Source organism: Bradyrhizobium betae (genome assembly GCF_050632175.1).
GTDB classification, from domain to species: Bacteria; Pseudomonadota; Alphaproteobacteria; order Rhizobiales; family Xanthobacteraceae; genus Bradyrhizobium; species Bradyrhizobium betae_B.
Window position 1 is genome coordinate 7,022,437 of sequence record NZ_CP192576.1, and the last position, 18,115, is coordinate 7,040,551.

General features: G+C 63.7%; 18 protein-coding genes, 1 tRNA gene and 1 pseudogene. 6 read left to right on the plus strand and 14 right to left on the minus strand.

Going from position 1 to position 18,115, the window contains the following annotated elements:
* Window positions 1–179: 179 nt before the first annotated feature.
* Entirely contained in the window at window positions 180–572 is a 393-nt protein-coding gene (gene rpoZ / locus ACQ86E_RS33800; protein ID WP_008133017.1) for a DNA-directed RNA polymerase subunit omega, read from the minus strand.
* A gap of 317 nt (window positions 573–889) precedes the next feature.
* On the opposite strand from rpoZ, the gene ACQ86E_RS33805 reads away from it, so the two are divergent.
* Both ACQ86E_RS33805 and ACQ86E_RS33810 read left to right on the plus strand, forming a co-directional pair.
* Complete coding sequence (locus ACQ86E_RS33805) at window positions 890–1,537, plus strand: NYN domain-containing protein (RefSeq protein ID WP_431203609.1); 648 nt, start codon at window positions 890–892, stop codon at window positions 1,535–1,537.
* Complete coding sequence (locus tag ACQ86E_RS33810) at window positions 1,518–2,195, plus strand: uracil-DNA glycosylase (RefSeq protein WP_431203610.1); 678 nt, start codon at window positions 1,518–1,520, stop codon at window positions 2,193–2,195. The genes ACQ86E_RS33805 and ACQ86E_RS33810 overlap by 20 nt, the downstream gene beginning before the upstream one ends.
* Here ACQ86E_RS33810 and ACQ86E_RS33815 read toward each other — a convergent pair.
* The 4 genes from ACQ86E_RS33815 to dapA form a co-directional block, all read right to left on the minus strand.
* Complete coding sequence (locus ACQ86E_RS33815) at window positions 2,192–2,785, minus strand: peroxiredoxin (RefSeq protein ID WP_431203611.1); 594 nt, start codon at window positions 2,783–2,785, stop codon at window positions 2,192–2,194. The two genes, ACQ86E_RS33810 and ACQ86E_RS33815, sit on opposite strands and share 4 nt — an antisense overlap.
* Before the next feature lie 4 nt (window positions 2,786–2,789).
* Window positions 2,790–3,263, minus strand: coding sequence for an SsrA-binding protein SmpB (gene smpB / locus ACQ86E_RS33820; RefSeq protein ID WP_015685647.1), 474 nt, complete (start codon window positions 3,261–3,263; stop codon window positions 2,790–2,792).
* Between the two features lie 73 nt (window positions 3,264–3,336).
* Window positions 3,337–3,753, minus strand: a complete 417-nt coding sequence (gene mscL / locus ACQ86E_RS33825) for a large conductance mechanosensitive channel protein MscL (RefSeq protein ID WP_041748865.1) — start codon at window positions 3,751–3,753, stop codon at window positions 3,337–3,339.
* 55 nt (window positions 3,754–3,808) lie between these two features.
* Window positions 3,809–4,699 carry a 4-hydroxy-tetrahydrodipicolinate synthase gene (gene dapA, locus ACQ86E_RS33830; RefSeq protein ID WP_431203612.1) on the minus strand — a complete coding sequence of 297 codons (891 nt, stop codon included), beginning with the start codon at window positions 4,697–4,699 and terminating at the stop codon, window positions 3,809–3,811.
* Window positions 4,700–4,940: 241 nt separating this feature from the next.
* Here dapA and ACQ86E_RS33835 point away from each other — a divergent pair, with 241 nt between their 5' ends.
* Entirely contained in the window at window positions 4,941–7,436 is a 2,496-nt protein-coding gene (locus ACQ86E_RS33835) for a transglycosylase SLT domain-containing protein (protein WP_431203613.1), read from the plus strand.
* 102 nt (window positions 7,437–7,538) lie between these two features.
* Here the strand turns inward: ACQ86E_RS33835 and ACQ86E_RS33840 are convergent, their stop codons facing one another.
* Both ACQ86E_RS33840 and ACQ86E_RS33845 read right to left on the minus strand, forming a co-directional pair.
* Complete coding sequence (locus ACQ86E_RS33840; RefSeq protein ID WP_431203614.1) at window positions 7,539–7,889, minus strand: hypothetical protein; 351 nt, start codon at window positions 7,887–7,889, stop codon at window positions 7,539–7,541.
* 96 nt (window positions 7,890–7,985) lie between these two features.
* The gene (locus ACQ86E_RS33845; protein ID WP_431203615.1) at window positions 7,986–9,524 is read right to left on the minus strand and encodes a porin; all 1,539 of its coding nucleotides are present in this window, start codon (window positions 9,522–9,524) and stop codon (window positions 7,986–7,988) included.
* 685 nt (window positions 9,525–10,209) lie between these two features.
* On the opposite strand from ACQ86E_RS33845, the gene ACQ86E_RS33850 reads away from it, so the two are divergent.
* Window positions 10,210–10,302, plus strand: a tRNA-Ser gene (locus tag ACQ86E_RS33850).
* A 262-nt stretch (window positions 10,303–10,564) separates the two neighbouring features.
* Here the strand turns inward: ACQ86E_RS33850 and ACQ86E_RS33855 are convergent.
* Entirely contained in the window at window positions 10,565–10,831 is a 267-nt protein-coding gene (locus tag ACQ86E_RS33855; protein ID WP_375314264.1) for a hypothetical protein, read from the minus strand.
* Window positions 10,832–11,751: 920 nt separating this feature from the next.
* On the opposite strand from ACQ86E_RS33855, the gene ACQ86E_RS33860 reads away from it, so the two are divergent.
* Window positions 11,752–12,072 carry a hypothetical protein gene (locus tag ACQ86E_RS33860; protein ID WP_431203616.1) on the plus strand — a complete coding sequence of 107 codons (321 nt, stop codon included), beginning with the start codon at window positions 11,752–11,754 and terminating at the stop codon, window positions 12,070–12,072.
* Between the two features lie 221 nt (window positions 12,073–12,293).
* On the opposite strand, the gene gatB is transcribed toward ACQ86E_RS33860, so the two are convergent.
* Window positions 12,294–13,778: an Asp-tRNA(Asn)/Glu-tRNA(Gln) amidotransferase subunit GatB gene (gatB, locus tag ACQ86E_RS33865; RefSeq protein WP_431203617.1), complete on the minus strand. Its 1,485-nt coding sequence runs from the start codon at window positions 13,776–13,778 to the stop codon at window positions 12,294–12,296.
* Window positions 13,779–13,986: 208 nt separating this feature from the next.
* On the opposite strand from gatB, the gene ACQ86E_RS33870 reads away from it, so the two are divergent.
* A complete protein-coding gene (locus ACQ86E_RS33870) occupies window positions 13,987–14,691 on the plus strand; it encodes a CC0125/CC1285 family lipoprotein (RefSeq protein WP_431203618.1) in 705 nt (234 codons plus the stop codon).
* Here ACQ86E_RS33870 and ACQ86E_RS33875 read toward each other — a convergent pair.
* The 5 genes and pseudogenes from ACQ86E_RS33875 to ACQ86E_RS33895 all read right to left on the minus strand — a co-directional run bounded on the left by ACQ86E_RS33875 (window position 14,680) and on the right by ACQ86E_RS33895 (window position 18,112).
* Complete coding sequence (locus ACQ86E_RS33875; protein WP_431203619.1) at window positions 14,680–14,976, minus strand: hypothetical protein; 297 nt, start codon at window positions 14,974–14,976, stop codon at window positions 14,680–14,682. The two genes, ACQ86E_RS33870 and ACQ86E_RS33875, sit on opposite strands and share 12 nt — an antisense overlap.
* Entirely contained in the window at window positions 14,967–16,442 is a 1,476-nt protein-coding gene (gene gatA / locus ACQ86E_RS33880; RefSeq protein WP_431203620.1) for an Asp-tRNA(Asn)/Glu-tRNA(Gln) amidotransferase subunit GatA, read from the minus strand. Before gatA ends, ACQ86E_RS33875 begins: the two co-directional genes overlap by 10 nt.
* Window positions 16,439–16,653: pseudogene (locus tag ACQ86E_RS33885) on the minus strand (hypothetical protein). The gene gatA and the pseudogene ACQ86E_RS33885 overlap by 4 nt, the downstream one beginning before the upstream one ends.
* 18 nt (window positions 16,654–16,671) lie before the next feature.
* Window positions 16,672–16,959, minus strand: coding sequence for an Asp-tRNA(Asn)/Glu-tRNA(Gln) amidotransferase subunit GatC (gene gatC, locus ACQ86E_RS33890; protein ID WP_431203621.1), 288 nt, complete (start codon window positions 16,957–16,959; stop codon window positions 16,672–16,674).
* Between the two features lie 76 nt (window positions 16,960–17,035).
* The gene (locus ACQ86E_RS33895; RefSeq protein WP_431203622.1) at window positions 17,036–18,112 is read right to left on the minus strand and encodes an NAD(P)H-dependent flavin oxidoreductase; all 1,077 of its coding nucleotides are present in this window, start codon (window positions 18,110–18,112) and stop codon (window positions 17,036–17,038) included.
* Window positions 18,113–18,115: the final 3 nt, after the last annotated feature.

Genomic DNA, 18,115 nt, shown 5'->3' on the forward strand with positions numbered 1-18,115 from the left:
CGGCCCGTTGCATACATCTTAGCTCCGATCGCGCGCGCGTCCGATCAATTCGGTGAAAGGTGCAGAGCGCGAACCGGCAACGCTATGGTAACCACGAAAACGCCAACAAAAGCAAAGGCCCGAACGCGGGTTCGGGCCTTTGATAAGATCACAAGAAGTCGACGACTGCGATGGACGATTTACTCGTCCTCCTCGGGCTGCTCTTCCGGCGGCGCGAGGCCCTCGAGGCCCTTCAGGAGCTCCTCTTCGGTCATGCGCTCAACAGCGACTTCGGTATCGTCCGCATCGACGCTGGCGCCGGCGGAACCGATCAACGGCACGGTGTCGGGCTCGGGCTCGTCAACCTCGACGAACTTCTGGAGCGAGTGCACCAGCTCCTCGCGGAGGTCCTCCGGCGAAATGGTCGTGTCAGCAATTTCGCGCAAAGACACAACAGGGTTCTTGTCGTTATCGCGGTCAACCGTTAGTTGTGAACCGGACGAGATCATGCGGGCACGGTGGGCGGCCAGCAGGACCAGGTCAAACCGGTTGTCGACCTTGTCGATACAATCTTCTACGGTGACGCGAGCCATGGACAGTCGCTCCGTTGTGGGTGGGACGAAATATGTGGATGATCGGGGCTAGTTATAGGGGCCGGGGCGGTTTCGCAAGGCCAATTTGTGATTTGGCCTCGCCAAACGGCTCTGCTACCCCCACATTGGGGCTGGGATGGGTGGTTTCCCGGGCTGCCATGGAAGGCGGCGCCGGGTGTATGAAAGTCCGTCATAACTATACCTTGATTGCACCGGCTTCTCCGGATTTGCGGTTTCGGCGGCACTCTGAAGTGCGCGGCTTACTGCCGTGCGCCAACAATAAACGATTAATCACGAACTCTACGCGAGCAAACTGAATGTCACCTTCCTCTACCGACAAGATCGCGCTCTTCATCGACGGAGCCAATCTCTACGCAACGGCGAAAACTCTGGGCTTCGACATCGACTACAAGCGCCTGCTGAAGGAATTTCAGAGCCGCGGGACGCTGTTGCGGGCGTTCTACTACACCGCGATCATCGAGGATCAGGAATACTCCTCGATCCGTCCGCTGATCGACTGGCTGGACTACAACGGCTACACCGTCGTCACCAAGGCGACCAAGGAGTTCATCGACGCCTCCGGCCGCCGCAAGGTCAAGGGCAACATGGACATCGAGCTCGCCGTGGACGCCATGGAGCTGGCCGAGCACATCGACCAGATGGTGCTGTTCTCGGGTGACGGCGACTTCCGCTCCCTGGTCGAGGCCGTCCAGCGCCGCGGCGTGCGGGTCACCGTGATCTCCACCATCGCGAGCCAGCCGCCGATGATCGCCGACGAGCTGCGCCGCCAGGCCGACGTCTTTACCGATCTCGTCGAGCTGCAATCCAAGCTCGGCCGCGATCCTTCCGAACGCCCTGCCCCGCGTGACCGCGGCGACCGCGAGGCACGCCACCACGCCCCGCAGTTCCTCCAGCGCGCAACCACGATGGCGCCGGCGAGGGGCGATGACGACTTCGAGGAGTAAGGCGGCCCGGTTAAGCCACCAGGCCTCCCCCACCCTCGTCCCCGACCGTGACTGTCCGCTCTGCCCGCGCCTGGTCGCCTTTCGCGAGGCGAACCGCGCGCGCGAGCCGTTGTGGCACAATGCGCCCGTGCCGCCCTTCGGCGATATCAAGGCGCGCCTCCTGATCGTCGGCCTCGCGCCGGGGATGCAGGGCGCCAACCGCACGGGACGACCGTTCACCGGCGACTATGCGGGTGATCTCCTCTACGCCACGCTGCTCGAATTCGGCTTCGCCACGGGCACTTATCAGGCGCGCCCGGACGACGGCCTCAAGCTGGTCGACTGCCGCATCGCCAATGCCGTGCATTGCGTGCCGCCGCAGAACAAGCCGCTGCCGGTCGAGATCAACACCTGCCGCCAGTTTCTCGTCGCGAATCTCGAGGCCATGCCGAAGCTGCGCGCGATCGTCGCGCTCGGGCGGATTGCGCACGACAGCGTGCTCAAGCCGCTGAAGCTGAAGGCTTCGCAGGCCCCCTTCGGCCATGGCTCGGTGCATCAGGCCGGCGCGTTCAGGCTCTACGACAGCTATCACTGCTCGCGCTACAACACGAACACGCGCGTGCTGACGACGGACATGTTCCGCAGCGTGTTCGCCAGGATCAAGGCCGACCTCGACTAGGCCTTGGCGGAATCCTTGGCGGGGTTGGCCTTCAGCCAGTCCAGCACATCGCCGGCATTCCGGTCGGGTGGAAACACCGGATAGAACACATGCGTGATCCTGGCGTCGTCGATGATCAACGCGAGGCGCTTGATCAAGGTCAGGCCCGCGACCTCCATGGTCGGCAGATTGAGCGCGTGCGTCAGCGCCAGCTTCTCGTCCGACAGCACGGGGAATGGCAGATGCAGCCGCGAGGCCATCTCGGTCTGGTAGGCATTGCTCTGGGTCGACAGACCGAACACGTGTGAGGCGCCGGCGGCCTTCAGCTCGGCGAACAGATCGCGAAACGCGCAAGTCTGCGGCGTACAACCGCGTGCACCCGGGATCATGTCCCAATCGTCGACCAGCGCGATCTTGCCGGGCTCGCCGGTCCGCGGATAGGCGAACACCACGGTCCGGCCGCGCAGCGCCGACAGCGTCAGGGAGGTATCGTCGGTCGCGAGCAGGCTGATCGCCGGCAGCGCCATGCCTTTGAGATGCGCCGCACCGCCGTCATCGGCGGGCGCGGGAATCTGGCTCCAATCGACCTCGAGCAGATTCCGTTGATTCATCTCGTTATCCCCTCGCCCGCATCAGCCGGCCCTTCTCCCGGCTCCAGTCGCGCTTCTTCTCGGTCTCGCGCTTGTCGTGCAGCTTCTTGCCTTTTGCAACCGCAAGCTGCAATTTGGCGCGACCTCTCTCGTTGAAATAGAGCTTGAGCGGAATCAGCGTCATGCCCTCGCGATCGACCGCACCCATCAGCTTGTTGATCTGCCGGCGATGGAGCAGCAGCTTCCGCGGCCGCTTGGGCTCGTGATTGAAGCGGTTGCCCTGGAGATATTCGGGGATGGTGGCGTTGATCAGCCAGATCTCGCCGTTCTTGGAATCGGCATAGGATTCCGCGATCGTGCTCTTGCCGTTGCGGATCGACTTGACCTCGGTGCCGGTCAGCGCAATGCCCGCCTCGATCGTATCCTCGATGGCGTAGTTGAAGCGGGCCTTGCGGTTTTCCGCCATGACCTTGATAGGACGTTCGTTCTTCTCGGCCATAACTTGTCAAAACCTGGCAAACAAACCTGAGCAGGATGCACGTGGACGCTAACAGTTCGGATGAAGCGACGCCTCAGGGCTTCCTGAGGAGATCGCGGATCTCGGTCAGCAACTCGACTTCGGCCGACGGCTTCGGCGGAGTGGAGGGCGCGGCCTCCTCCTTGCGCTTCAGCGTATTGATGCCGCGGATCACCAGGAACAGCACGAAGGCAATGATGACGAAGTTGATCGTCAGCGTGAGGAAGCTGCCCCAGGCAAGTACGGCGCCCTGCTTTTTCGCATCAGCTAAGTTGGTGGCGGTGACCGCCTTGGACAAGGGGGTGAAGTAGTTCGAGAAGTCGAGACCGCCGGTGATCGCACCAATCAACGGCATGATGATGTCGCCGACGAGCGACGTGACGATGGCGCCGAAGGCCGCGCCGATGATGACGCCGACCGCGAGGTCGACGACGTTGCCCTTCACGGCGAACTCGCGGAATTCCTTGAGCATCCGCGTGCCCTTTTCCTCGATCGCGCTCATGACGGGCTCCCCGGCAGCTGGCGTATCAGTTGATCAGGCCAGCATGGACCATGGCGCTGCGCACGGCAACGCGCGTCGGCTCGGACACCGGCACCATCGGCAGCCGCAGCGTTTCGTCCAGCTTGCCGAGCAACGACATCGCGTACTTGATCGGAGCCGGATTGCTCTCGATGAAGAGATTGTTGTGCAGCGGCATCAGCTTGTCGTGGATTGCGAGCGCCGCCTTGGTATCGCCCTTCGCCCAGGCGGCCTGGAACTCCGAGCACAGCCGCGGCGCGACGTTCGAGGTCACCGAGATGCAGCCGTGGCCGCCATGCGCCATGTAGCCGATAATGGTCGCGTCCTCGCCGGAGAGCTGGTTGAAATCCTCGCCCATGGCGGCGCGCTGCTGCGACACGCGCACCATGCTGGCAGTGGCGTCCTTGACGCCGGCGATGTTCTTCAGCTCCCACAGCCGCGCCATGGTGTCGACCGACATGTCGATCACCGAGCGGGGCGGGATGTTGTAGATGATGATCGGAATCCCGATCGCATCGTTGATCGCCTTGAAGTGCTGGTACATGCCCTCCTGGGTCGGCTTGTTGTAATATGGCGTCACGACCAGCACGGCGTCCGCGCCCGCCTTCTCGGCGTGTTGGGCGAGTTCGATCGCTTCCTTGGTGGAATTGGAGCCTGCCCCCGCAATCACGGGCACGCGGCCCTTGGCTTCAGCGATGCACCATTCGACGACCTTTTTGTGCTCGTCGTGGCTGAGCGTCGGGCTCTCGCCTGTGGTGCCGACCGGGACGAGCCCGTTGGTGCCCTCCGAGATCTGCCAATTGACGAGGGAACGGAAAGCCGCCTCGTCCAGCGAGCCGTTCTTGAACGGCGTGACCAAGGCGGTGAACGACCCCCGGAATTTCGTCTTGGCAGCCATGGACTTCCTCCGTACGCGGCAATCTTGTGAGCAAGTCCCATTCATACCGGGTCTAATCAGGCGGTAAAAGGGCCGCGGCCGTGTGACTCACCGTTTAGGCCGCGATTTTGCCGCGGTGCTGGTGCAAACCGGTCCGAGGTAAGCGGCTGTTGGTATTTTGTCCGCATATTCAATCAAATACAGCCAGATCTTGTACAGATAGGTCTTGAGCCAATTGACTGATTCGGGGCGACGAAACGCCGTGACCTCTTTTCCTCGTGCCGTATGGCGATCCGCGGGTCTGGTTGTGAGCCTGGTGGCAGGGCTGTCGGCCGGCTGCGCCGCCCTGGCCAAGTCCAACGAGACGACCGCGGAAGCGGCCAAGGAGACCGCAAAGCCAGCTGCCAAGGATGCGGCAAAGGGCTCCACGAAGGGAACCGGCAAGGAAACGGCGAAGGACGCGGCCAAGGGCGCGACCAAGGGCGCAAGCGCCCCAGCCAAGGACGCCGCGAAGAAACCCGTCAAGGATGCAAGCAAGGGTGCAAGCAAGAGCGCCGGCAAAGAGCCCGCGAAGGACAAGCCCAAACCTGCCGCACCCAAACTTGCCGCTCCCAAGGCTGGCGCACCCAAGGCTGACGCACCCAAGGCTGCCGCAGCGGTCCCTGCGCCAAAATCAACACCGGCCCACAATTCATCGCCCAAAGCCGCACCTGCGCCCGCCGCGACGGCCACCGTCAGACCGACCGCCCCTGCCCCCGCCAAACCGCTCGCCGCTCCCGTGCTTGCACCTGCGACCCGCCAGCACGCCGCGCCGCACAAACCGGTGACGCCGGCTGCTGTCGCTGCGACCTCGTCGACGTCGCAAGCCGACAAGGACACGCTGGAGACCGTCATCGAGCTCGTGCGCAAGCGCAAGGCCGGCGACGCCACCAACTATGCGGCCTCGATTTCGGATCCGGTCGCGCGAAAGCTCGCGGAGTGGATCATCCTGCGCAGCGAGGACAATGGCGCGACCGTGGAGCGTTACCGCGCCTTCCTGTCCGCCAATCCGAGCTGGCCGTCGCAGACCTTCCTGCGCCGCCGCCTCGAAGCTGCGATGTGGGACGACAGACGCGACGATCAGGTGGCGTGGTCGTGGTTCGAGAACGAATCTCCCGTGTCCGCCAAGGGCCGTTTCGCGCTCGCCAAGGCGATGCTGGCGCGCGGCGACCGCGCCAATGCCGAGCGGTTGGTGCGCGATGCCTGGCGCAGCGATCCGATGTCGGAGGATACCGAGAACAACGCGCTCGAGCAGTTCGGCGCGTTGCTGACGCCGGGCGACCAGAAGGCGCGGATGGACACGCTGCTCTACGGCAGCGAGAACGAGGCCGCGCTGCGCGCCGCAAAACGTCTCGGCGCCGGCTACGTCGCGCTCGCCAAGGCCCGCATCGCTTCCCTCAAGAAAGCGCCGAACGCGCGTGCGCTGCTGGAGGCCGTGCCGCGCGAGCTGCACAGCGATCCCGGCTTCATGTTCAGCAAGATCCAGCTCCTGCGCCGCGAGGAGAAGTTTGCCGAGGCCGCCCAGCTCATGCTGTCGGCGCCGAAGGATCCGAACCGGCTCTACAATCTCGACGAATGGTGGATCGAGCGGCGCCTGCTGGCGCGCAAGATGATCGACACCGAGGAATTCCGCAGCGCCTATCTGATCGCGCGCGATGCGGCCCTGCCCTCGCGCGACATCTACAAGACCGAGCAGGAATTCACCGCGGGCTGGATCGCGCTGCGCTTCCTCAACGATCCCGCAGCGGCCGCGCAGCATTTCGCCCGGATCGGCGTCGGCAGCGTCAACCCGACCGCGCTGGCGCGCGCCGGCTATTGGCAGGGCCGCGCGGCGGAAGCGGCGGGCCGCCAGCAGGAGGCCCGCAACGCCTATGCAAGGGCGGCGGAGCAATCCACCAGCTATTACGGCCAGCTCGCGCGCGCCAAGCTCGGCCTGCCGCAGATCGAGCTCAACAGCCAGCCGCGCGGCCGCGGCGCCGAGCGGCTCGAGATCGTGCGCGCGGCGCAACTGCTCTACGAACTCGACGAGCGCGAGATGGCGGTGCCGATGCTTGCCGACATGGGCGAGAACGGCGATCCCGAAGCCCTCACCGGCCTCGGCGAGCTCGCCCAGCGCTACGGCGACGCGCGCGGGATGCTGCTGGTCGGCAAGGCTGCACTCAACCGCGGCCTGCCGTTCGACTTCTACGCCTATCCCGTCAACGGCATTCCGCAGTTCACCCCGATCGGCCCCGAGGTCGAGCGCAGCATCGTCTACGCCATTGCGCGACAGGAAAGCGCGTTCAATCCCCGCGTGGTCTCGCCGGCGCAGGCCTACGGCCTGATGCAGGTGACGCCGGATGCCGCGCGTTATGTCTGCAAGCGGCACGGCGCGACCTACGATCTGGGACGGCTGAAGAACGATTCGGTCTACAATGCCACGCTCGGCTCGGCCGAACTCGGCGGACTGCTCGAGGACTATCGCGGCTCCTACATCATGACGTTTGCCGCCTACAACGCCGGCCGCGGCAGCGTGAGGAAGTGGGTCGACCGCTACGGCGATCCGCGCGACCCCAAGGTCGATGCCGTCGACTGGGTCGAGCTCATTCCATTCTCCGAGACGCGCAACTACGTGCAGCGGATCATGGAGAACCTTCAGGTCTACCGCGCCCGCTTCGGCGGCGGCACGCGGCTCCAGATCGAGGCTGACCTGCGCCGCGGCGCAGGTAGCGTGGAGTAAGGGCGTCCCGGACTCCTCGGCGCGCTATCGCCTGGCCAGAGCACCGATCTGCCCGCAACTGGGCCGACGACGAGCAAGAGTTGAACTGGAGGCCGGCTGCGATCAGCACCCTCCGCGCAATCGGGCTTTGACGATTTCAACGAGTTCAGCGTGTCCGGCCAGCGCAGCGTGGTAGTTGCGATACAGGCGTCGCTCGGCAATTTCGGGGATGCCATCCGAGCTGGATTCGAACAGCATGGGCTCAGGATCCATGCTGCTGGAACGCGGGCTTTCATCCCAGCCGAGGAACCTGGTCAGCACCCGGGCAGGTCCCACCGCATCGAAGGCCAACCGAACCTTGTCTGGATTTGCTTCCAGCCACGCGCGCACGATGGTCTGGGCTCTGAGGTCGTTGCCGACATAGACCGGTGCCTTTTCATCCAGGATGAAGAAGCCGAAGGGGAAGATGATCATACGCCCCCGCTGGTGATCGCCTCAGCACCCGAAGATACTCAAAAAGAGCCCCGGCGGTTTCCCGCCGGGGCTCTCTGTCAGGTCGTTAGACCAAACTTACCAGTTGCGCTGAGCGCGGAGCAGCAAGGTGATGCTGTCCTGATCCTTCAGCTCGTACACAGCGGTCGGCTTTGCCGTGTTGGCAGCCGGGCTGAGGACGGCAGTACCGGCGTACTTCTGGTCCAGATGGGTCCAGTTGAGGTCAGCCGAGAACGTCAGGTTCTTGACCGGAGTCCAGCGGGTGATCAAACCGATCTGGCCGATGGCGAAGTCCGGGTTGCAACCCGTAACACCGGCCAGACCGCCGAACACGCCACCCGCACCACCAGCGCCGCAGAGCGTGGTCTTGGCGAGCGAACCGAACTGCGCCTGAGCGTAGGCACCGTAGAGCGCGGTGTTCCAGTAGGGATCCCAGTTGTGGGTGTAGGCACCACGGAAGCCCCAGGTCTTGACGGTTTCCTGACCGCCAGTCGTGAAGACGGTGTCCGGAGCATTGGCGAAGCCGACGCTCTGGTAGGCGATGCCCGAGCTACCGTACATCTGGTAGGAGCTGCCCGCGAGGTTCTGGAAGTTGTAGCGGGTGGCACCGTCGGTGTAGACGCCCGAAATGTTGATCACGTCACCCGCACCAGTCGGGATGTTCTTGATCGACAGAGCGAGCTGAACCGCCCAACCCCACTTGTCGTCGGGGTGACCAGTCGGCTCGGTCGCGCCGTAGTAGGCAACGTGGTTGTCATGCGCAGCGACCGACGCCTGGAAGAGACCCCAAGCCTGGTCGACACGGACCATACCGACGAGATTCGGCGAACGCGAGCCGCCGATGGCGTTGGAGCCATACGACCCACCAACCATGGACGCAGCAGTTGCGCCGAGCAGGTTCAGGTTGCCGGCCTGATAATAGGCCGTTGCGTCTTCAGCCGAGAACGACGCAGTGACGCCCTGACCGAAGTCCGCGGTGTAGGTGAACTGGTTCACACCAGTGACCGTGCCGGAACCGCCGACGAGACCGTCGAAGTTGTTGCCGGGATAGTTGGTCCAGGGCGCGTCGAACTGCGACACGGCCTTACCCATGGTGAAGCCGGCGAACTGGATAAAGGCGTAGTACACGCCGAGCGAACCGCCCGAGGTACCGCCGTCCGTCGGATTGATGGTGGTCGTGCCAGCCGTCGTACCGGTGTAACCGGTCACGCCCGTGCCGGAGCCCGTGCCGACGTAGCCGCCGGTGGTCCAGGAGAACGTCGCATCGAAGAAGGTGCGGACGACGCCGTACTCGGTCGCGGTGCGCGTGTCGATGTTGAGATCTTCACGAGCGCGCATGGTGTAGTAGTTGCTCGTACGGTTGTGCGCACCGGCGGGAGCACCGTTGGCCGGACCGTAGACGCTGTTGCTGCCCAGCGCGACTTCAGCACGCAGGTAGCCGCCCAGCTTGATGCAGGTATCGGTGCCCGGGATGTAGTAGAATCCGGCTCCGTACAGGGAGCAGATCTTCACGTATTCGACCGCTTTGGCCTTCACGGGGAGATCGGCTGCCTGCGCTCCGCCAACGGCGATCAAACCCGCCGCTGAACCGAGCAAAAGGCTCTTAACCAACTTCATGTCAAACCTCCAAGTTTGCTCTATAGGGAAGGTTCCGGATCCGCTGGGTGAAGACACCCTAAGGTTGGTTCCCTTGTCCCTTAACTTCACCGCTTAGCCGCTTCGCGCTTTCGGACACACCCGCTAACGCGAGGGACTTAAGCGAACCACCTAAACCGGGACGACCTCGGGATGCCCCCCTCCGTCGCTCAGTGACAATTACCGAACGTCCTTGCACACACAACAAAAGAACGCTCCGAAACGGGCCAACCAGGCTCGTTTTCCGAAGGGTGTTGCACAAATAACACGCAGATGTGATCGAAACGCCCTCGCAACACATTGTTTTTGTTTGTATTTTTTCTTCGGTTCCATCTGCCGCCAAAGTTCCCGGTGGGAGACGCCCGAGGTGAGGCCTTGGCCTGAACGGGCTTTTGGCGGGCTCGAATCGTGGAATCAGAAGGAGACTCAAGGAGAAGGCATCCGCCGCTGCCGGGGCTTCCAAGCTGGCGCAAGCCCGGTCACGGCGATGGCCACCGCGCGCGGCGGGCACTCATTATAGAAGGCGCGAATTATCGGGATCGGGCCGGCTTTACGCTCTCGCCCGGAGAGCAAACTGCATGTTTTGAAAATCGCTGGGAATATTCGAGCGAAAACACACGCTTCCAAATTGACCGGCCCAAGCAATTAGATGCATAAGGCTCGCACCGGAGAGGTGGCCGAGTGGCTGAAGGCAACGCTTTGCTAAAGCGTCATACGGTCTCAAGCTGTATCGAGGGTTCGAATCCCTCCCTCTCCGCCACCCAGCAGCAGAATCAGGTCCGAGCGTTCTCTGAGCGGCGACGGGTGCGAAAGCCCGACGCAAGGATCTGCGCGGCTGAGTTCAGTCCGATTCGTCTTATGTGTGTGCGCTGACATGGGGGGATCGCCGTATCCGCCAATGCGAAGGCGATATCGACACCGCCTCCCCGGCCCAGGCCTTGACTCAAGATGCCGGAACTCCGCCGGCACGGAAAACGGCTGACCCGTGAAACCGTGGGTTCCGAAGCACGCCTACGTTTAGACTAGTGGGCGGAGATCCAGGCCCTCGCGTCGCGCTGCGCGGACGAGATCTCGGCGTCCGACATCTGCCCGGCGACTTCCTGGCGCAGCGTCACGGCGTCCTTGCGGCCCTTCAGGGCGGCGAGGTTGAACCATTTATGCGCGGCGACCAGATCGACGAGGCCGGAGCGGCCGCTCGCCCAATAGATCCCCCGCTCGAACAGCACGTCCGACAGTGCGCTGGCGTCGATCGGCGTCGCCGTCTCCAGATCGAAAGTACCCTGAAACATAACGCATCCCCTTTTTCTTATGCCGCTTCGTTCCCCGAGCGCGGCTCCCGTCCAGATAATCGTTCAACTCATCCCATGCCGTTTGCCGGCTTGTTGGAGGCGATCATGGCGGGCAAATTTGAATGGCAGTTTAAGTATCGCGATGAAGCAGACGTAAACGCGGCGACGCGCATCCCGCGCGGGAAATTCAAAAAGCCCCTGCTTTGCAGGCACTTCTGCGATTCGTCAGATTCGGTTTACCCTGGGATTTTTGCCGAACGATAACCATCGCGCGTCGTGGCGTGGGCTTCGGGCATTTGGCGCCGCTCGTTGTCGTCACCCGCGCCCCGGCCGCGCGAAGGCGGCAGTCGGGTGCCCGCTCATCCAGAGACGACCGATCATCTCACGAGACGCCGCGGCGCATTGGATCGCGCGGTCGGCGCGGACGATGACACCGTGAGCCGGGACGCACCGCGCGAGCACCGAACGCGCCCGCCCAAGGCAGCGCGGCCACGTCGCGACCAGATCAGCAATGTCGGGAAAGGAATGCCGGCAATACCCCGGCCTCAAGGAACGAGGGCGTCGGCGAACACGTCAGGACCAGATTCCACTTTGGCCGCAAGGCTACTCGTGAAATTGCAGAACCGGCGAACCGACCCCGCACCGAACGAAGAAAACTTGTTTCTTCTGCCGGACCGCGAAGAAAGCAATCCGACCGTTGACCTGATGTCTCGCCGACACCCTCTATCGTCGACCAGAACCTGTTAGGAGGCGCTGATGACGTGCCGGCTCACGAGGAGCCGGCAACTTCAGAAGTCGAAGTTACTTCTTCTTCGCGACCTTGCGGGTCTTCTTCGCAGTCTTCTTCACTGCGCTCTTCGCCTTCTTTACCTTCTTCGCCTTCTTAGCTTTCTTGGCCATGTTGCCCTCCGATGTGTGAGATGGCTTATTCGCTGTGTGCACTCGCGGATCGAATGCACCTGTCTGGAATACACCAACACAACGAAAAAAACAGCGTCTCGCTTAAGGAAGTGTTGACGCAGCAACGCGCGTGCGCCTCGCGCGCTCGATGCGAGCACGCGTTGCGACGCGTACTTGCGATCACCGACGGTGCGGTCGCGTCGACGTCGGCGAAGACCGTGATTGCAAAAAAACTCTATGCAGCAAGTATTATTCCGCGCATGCGCATCGCGCGTGATCGCCGCGACGACGAACGTCGCCATTCATCCGATCGGGCCGCAAGGGCGCTGCGCGAACTCTGAGTCGCAATTTTTGGCAACGAAAATATTTTCGTGCACAACGTCGCGAACGCTCGTCCGAGCACGCCCAAGTCACCCTTTTACGCGAATCGCGCCTTTGCGATTCGGTCGCGGCTTGGCGGTTCGAGGAGGAGATGTTGGCCATCGGCGACGTAAGAGAGCGTCGCATCGCGAACTGAAAACGAGGTGACGGAGCAACCGTCACCTCATTCGAACGCGCGAGATCAGATGCCGAGCTTGGACTTGAGCAGGTCGTTGACGCTCTGCGGGTTGGCCTTGCCGCCGGACGCCTTCATCACCTGGCCGACGAACCAGCCGAGCGACTGCGGCTTGTCCTTGACCTGCGCGGCCTTGTCGGGATTGGCCGCGATGATGTCGTCGACCACCTTTTCGATCGCCGAAAGATCCGTCACCTGCTTCATGCCGCGGCTTTCCACCAGCGCGCGCGGATCGCCGCCCTCCTGCCAGACGATCTCGAACAGGTCCTTGGCGATCTTGCCCGAGATCGTTCCCTCGCCGATCAGGTCGACGATCGCAGCCAGTTGCTCGGCGTTGACGGGCGAGCCCGTAATATCCCGGCCTTCCTTGTTGAGACGGCCGAACAGCTCGTTGATCACCCAGTTCGCCGCCATCTTGCCGTCGCGGGCGCGGTTGCCGAGCTTGTCCAGCACGGTTTCGTAGAACACCGCGCTCTCGCGCTCGGCGACCAGGACGCTCGCGTCGTAGGCCGACAGGCCGAAATCGGCGACGAAGCGCGACTTCTTCTGGTCCGGCAGCTCGGGCAGCTTCGCTTTCAGCTCGTCGACGAAGCCTTGCGAAAATTCCAGCGGCAGCAGATCCGGATCGGGGAAGTAGCGATAGTCGTGCGCCTCTTCCTTCGAGCGCATCGAGCGCGTCTCGCCCTTGTTGGGGTCGTAGAGCCGCGTTTCCTGGTCGATGGCGCCGCCATCCTCCAGAATCTCGATCTGGCGACGTGCTTCGTACTCGATCGCCTGGCCGATGAAGGTGATCGAGTTCATGTTCTTGATCTCGCAGCGGGTACCGAGCGGCGCGCCGGGCTTGCGCACGGAGACGTTGACGTCGGCGCGCAGGGATCCCTTCTCCATGTCGCCGTCGCAGGTGCCGAGATAGCGCAGGATCGAGCGCAGCTTGGTCACATAGGCCTTGGCCTGCTCGGCATCGCGGATGTCGGGCTTGGAGACGATCTCCATCAGCGCCACGCCGCAGCGGTTGAGATCGACATGGGACATGGTCGGCGACTGGTCGTGCAGCAACTTGCCGGCGTCCTGCTCAAGATGCAGGCGCTCGATGCCGATGGTCGCGGTCTTGCCGCCGTCCAGTTCGACGACGACCTCGCCTTCGCCGACGATCGGCGACTTGTACTGGCTGATCTGGTAGCCCTGCGGCGAGTCCGGATAGAAATAGTTCTTGCGGTCGAACACCGAGCGCAGATTGATCTGCGCGTTGAGGCCGAGCCCGGTGATGACGGCCTGCCTGACGCATTCCTCGTTGATCACGGGCAGCATGCCCGGCATCGCCGCGTCCACAAGCGACACGTGGCTGTTCGGCTCACCGCCGAACTCCGTGGATGCGCCCGAGAACAGCTTCGAGTTCGACGTCACCTGGGCGTGGATTTCCATGCCGATGACCATCTCCCAATCACCGGTGGCGCCTTTGAGAAGCTTGTGGGGTGCGGCGGGGGCGTTCATGAGTCTTGGTTTCCGGACGAATTGATATCTGGGATGGTTTGGGCTTCGCGCAATGGACCGCGCCAGTCAAGCCGGAGAACGCGACCCCGGCGCGATCGGACTGCAACGCCGGCCCCAGGTCACGAGCGGCCCGCCCTCGGCGCTCGCCGCCCAATGCGGCCGTGCTCCCCGGCATTGACGTCGGCGCCGCACGTACCGTAGAAGTTGCATGAAGGGGGCATGGATGTTTTTTCGTGTTTTGATGACGTTGGCTTTGGCCATCATTCTCGCCTCCTGTGCGACACCATATCAGCAATCAGGTTTGACCGGCGGTGCGGACGTCACGGAGCTGCGACCTGACGTCTATCGGGTCACATTCCAGGGCAACGGATACACGACGCGCGAAACAGTCCAGGTTTACTGGCTCAACCGCTGCGCCGAACTAGCCATCGAAAAGGGCTTTGCCGGATTTGAGATCCTGTCGGACGTGCGTTTCGTGCGGCGCCAGCCACCGGAGGATCGCATGGGTTCGCGGCTCGCAAGCGCGATCCCATCGCTCAAGACGCGCATTCCTGTGTCGTGGGACGAAGCAGCTGCATTCTCGCTACGACCAGACAACGCAGATCTTGCGAGCCAGCCGCTCGCGCCGGTCAGATTGGCTCGCGGCGGCACGCTTTTCGTCTACACCAGCCCCGTCGCTGCAGGGCCGAAGCCAGGGATCGAAGCGGACGTCCACTTCCTGTCTGCCCCTATCGACGCGGCGCCGCCCAGGATCTTCAACGCCAGGACCCTGCTCACGCAACTCGAGCCAATCATCAAGGCCGAGAAGTGCGGTGTCGGCAATGTCTGTCCGCACGTGCACGATTATCTGCTGCCGAAGGACATGTTGAAGCCGCAACAGGGATTGCGTGGCGCTCCGCTCTCAGCTCGCTAGCAGCGCGGCGGCAATCCGCTGCCACTCCGCCTCCAATGAATCCTTTGCCGCCACCTGCCCGGCCTGGCGGTACCAATAGCCGGCGTTGCCGAGATCGCCTTCGACGCGGTGCAGATAGGCGTGCACCCAGGCCGCATCGCGGCTGCTCTCGTCCTGAACGATCCTGTGCGCCTGGTCCCAGTCGCCCTTGCCGGCCCACCAGAGACCGGCGAGCGGCGCGTTCAGGTCCGGCGCCGGCGCCGCGCCGTCGAGGCTCGCGATGAACGCGGCGACATTCACCACCACCTCGCGGGCGTGAAGCGGCCGGCGGCCTGCTCGATCACGTCACCGAGCGAGAACAACGTCTCTTCCTCGAACGGACGGCCGATGAGCTGCAGGCCGAGCGGCAGGCCCTGCGCGTCCTTGCCGGCGGGCACCGCAATGCCCGGCAATCCCGCCATGTTCACGGTCACCGTGAAGATGTCGTTGAGATACATCTCGACGGGGTCAGCGCCGCCCTTCTCGCCGATGCCGAAGGCCGCCGACGGCGTCGCCGGCGTCAGGATCGCGTTGACGCCCTTGGCGAAGCAATCCTCAAAGTCCTTCTTGATCAGCGTGCGCGCCTTTTGGGCGCGCAAATAGTAAGCGTCATAATAGCCGGCCGAGAGCACATAGGTGCCGATCATGATGCGGCGGCGCACCTCCGCGCCAAAACCTTCGGCGCGGGTGTTCTCGTAGAGCTCATGGATGTTCCTGCCCTGCTCGCGCAGGCCGAAGCGGACGCCATCATAGCGCGCGAGGTTGGAGGAGGCTTCTGCCGGCGCCACGATGTAATAGGCCGGCAGCGCATACTTCGTGTGCGGCAGCGACACCTCGACGAGCTCGGCGCCGGCGGCCTTCAGCCATGCCGCGCCCTCGCTCCAGAGCTTCTCGATCTCAGCCGGCATGCCCTCGAGACGATATTCCTTGGGAATACCGATCTTCATCCCCTTCACGGACTTGCCGATTGCCGCCTCGTAATCCGGCACGGGGATATCGACCGAAGTCGTGTCCTTCGGGTCGTGCCCGGCCATCGAGCGCAGCAGCATCGCGCTATCGCGCACGCTGCGCGCGATGGGACCGGCCTGGTCGAGCGAGGAGGCAAAGGCGACGATGCCCCAGCGCGAGCAGCGGCCGTAAGTCGGCTTGATGCCGACCGTCGCGGTGAACGCCGCCGGCTGGCGGATCGAGCCGCCAGTGTCGGTCGCGGTCGCGCCCATGCAGAGCAGCGCCGCCACGGCCGAGGCCGAGCCGCCGGACGAGCCGCCCGGCACCAGCGTCGTGTTGGAGCCATCGCGCCGCCAGGGATTGCCCACAGGGCCAAAGCACGAGGTCTCGTTGGCCGAGCCCATCGCGAACTCGTCATTGTTGAGCTTGCCGAGCATCACCGCACCATCGCGCCAAAGCTGCGAAGTGACCGTCGACTCATAAGTCGGCACGAAATTGCCGAGGATCTTCGAGCACGCCGTGGTGCGCACGCCCTTGGTCGCGAACAGATCCTTGATGCCGAGCGGGATACCGGCGAGCGGGCCGCCCTCGCCCCTGGCGATCTTCGCGTCGACGGCCTTCGCCATGTCGCGCGCCCGGTCCGGCGTCTCCATCACGAAGGCATTGAGCACGCGCGCTTTCTCGATCGCGCTCAGATGCGCGTCGGTCAGCTCGAGTGACGTGAAAGTTTTGGCCGCGAGACCCTTGCGGGCCTCGGCGAGCGTCAGCGATGTCAAATCGGTCATTTATTGATCGGGCTGCAGAAGAATGGAGACAGGGTCTTGTCGTTGGCCGGGTCGTCTTTTTCCTGGCGGCGGCGTTCGCAGCAGCCTCGATCTCGTCGAGCACGGCATTGACGGCGACATTGGGGTCGGCAGCCTTGCCCTGCCGCTCCATCTTGTCGAGATAGTTCATGTAGGCCTGATAGGCCTTCTCATCGTCGCAAAGCATGCACATCGGACTTGGTCCTAAAACCTACTCGACAACTTTGGGCACCAGGAAGAAGTGCCCCTCGGTCGCAGGCGCGTTGGCAACGATATCGTCGGCAATCCCGCCGTCATTGACCACGTCCGGCCGCTTCTTCATCTGCATCGGCGTGACCGAGGTCATCGGCTCCACGCCCTCGACATTGACCTCCGAGAGCTGCTCGACGAAGGCGAGCATGGCGTTGAGCTCGCCCTGCAGATGCGGAACCTCGTCCTCGGAAACCGCAATGCGCGCGAGATGCGCGATGCGGCGGACGGTAGCGGCGTCGACGGACATTATATAAGGCCTCTCACGGCAAAACCCATGTGCCGTATAGCAGAGGCCGGTTTTGCGCCGCAACCGGCGGAGACACCTATCCAGCGAGTGCTTTCATGCGGGCCAGGGCCGATTTGGCGAGATCCCGGGTCAATTCGGCCGCCGGGACCTCGCGGCCGAGGGCGACGGCCTGTCCGGCCCAGAGATTGGTGAAATCCACCTTGCCCTGCTTTTCGGCCGCCGCCTTCAGCGGCCCCAGCGCCGTCGCGGCATGGGGAAATGGCGGCGCGTCCACTGAGATCGGCCCAGCCTCGCGCATCAGGCGGTTTTGGACACCGCGCGCCGGTCGCCCGGTCATCACATTGGTGATGACGGTGGAATCGTCCTGCGCCTCGGCGAGCGCCTTGCGCCCACCCGCGCTGACCTTGGATTCCGGACAGCGCAGATAGGCGCTGCCGATCTGCACACCGGAGGCACCGAGTGCGAAGGCGGCTGCGATGCCGCGCCCGTCCGCGATGCCGCCGGCCGCGATCACCGGCACCTTCACCGCATCGGCGACCTGCGGCACCAGCGCGAACGTGCCGGGCTGCTCGGAGATCCTGTCGGTCAGGAACATGCCGCGGTGGCCGCCGGCTTCGGCGCCTTGCGCGATCACGGCATCGACGCCGTGCTGTTCGAGCCAGACGGCTTCCTTCACCGTCGTGGCCGACGAGATCACGAGACAGCCGGCCGCCTTGACGCGCTTGAGCAGCGATGCGTCGGGCAGGCCGAAATGGAAGCTGACGATTTCCGGCTTCAACTCCTCGACGACCTCGCAGAAAGAGGCGTCGAACGGCGCGCGGTTTGCCGCGTTGATCGGCGCTGCGGCATCGAGACCGTGCTCGGTGTAATAACCCGCGAGCCGCTGCTTCCAGCGCGCCTCGGCTTCGGCCGTGAGTTCGACCGGCGTGTGGCAGAAGAAATTCATGTTCACCGGCGCCTTCACGCGCTGGCGAATGATGTTGACCTGCTCGCGCGCCTTCTCCGGCGACAGCATCGCGCTCGGCAGCGAGCCGAGCCCGCCGCCCTCCGCGACGGCGATCACCAGTTCCGCATCCATCACGCCGGCCATCGGCGCCAGCACGATCGGAAATTCGGTCTTGAAGAGGTCGATCAGTCGACGGTCAGGCCACATGGT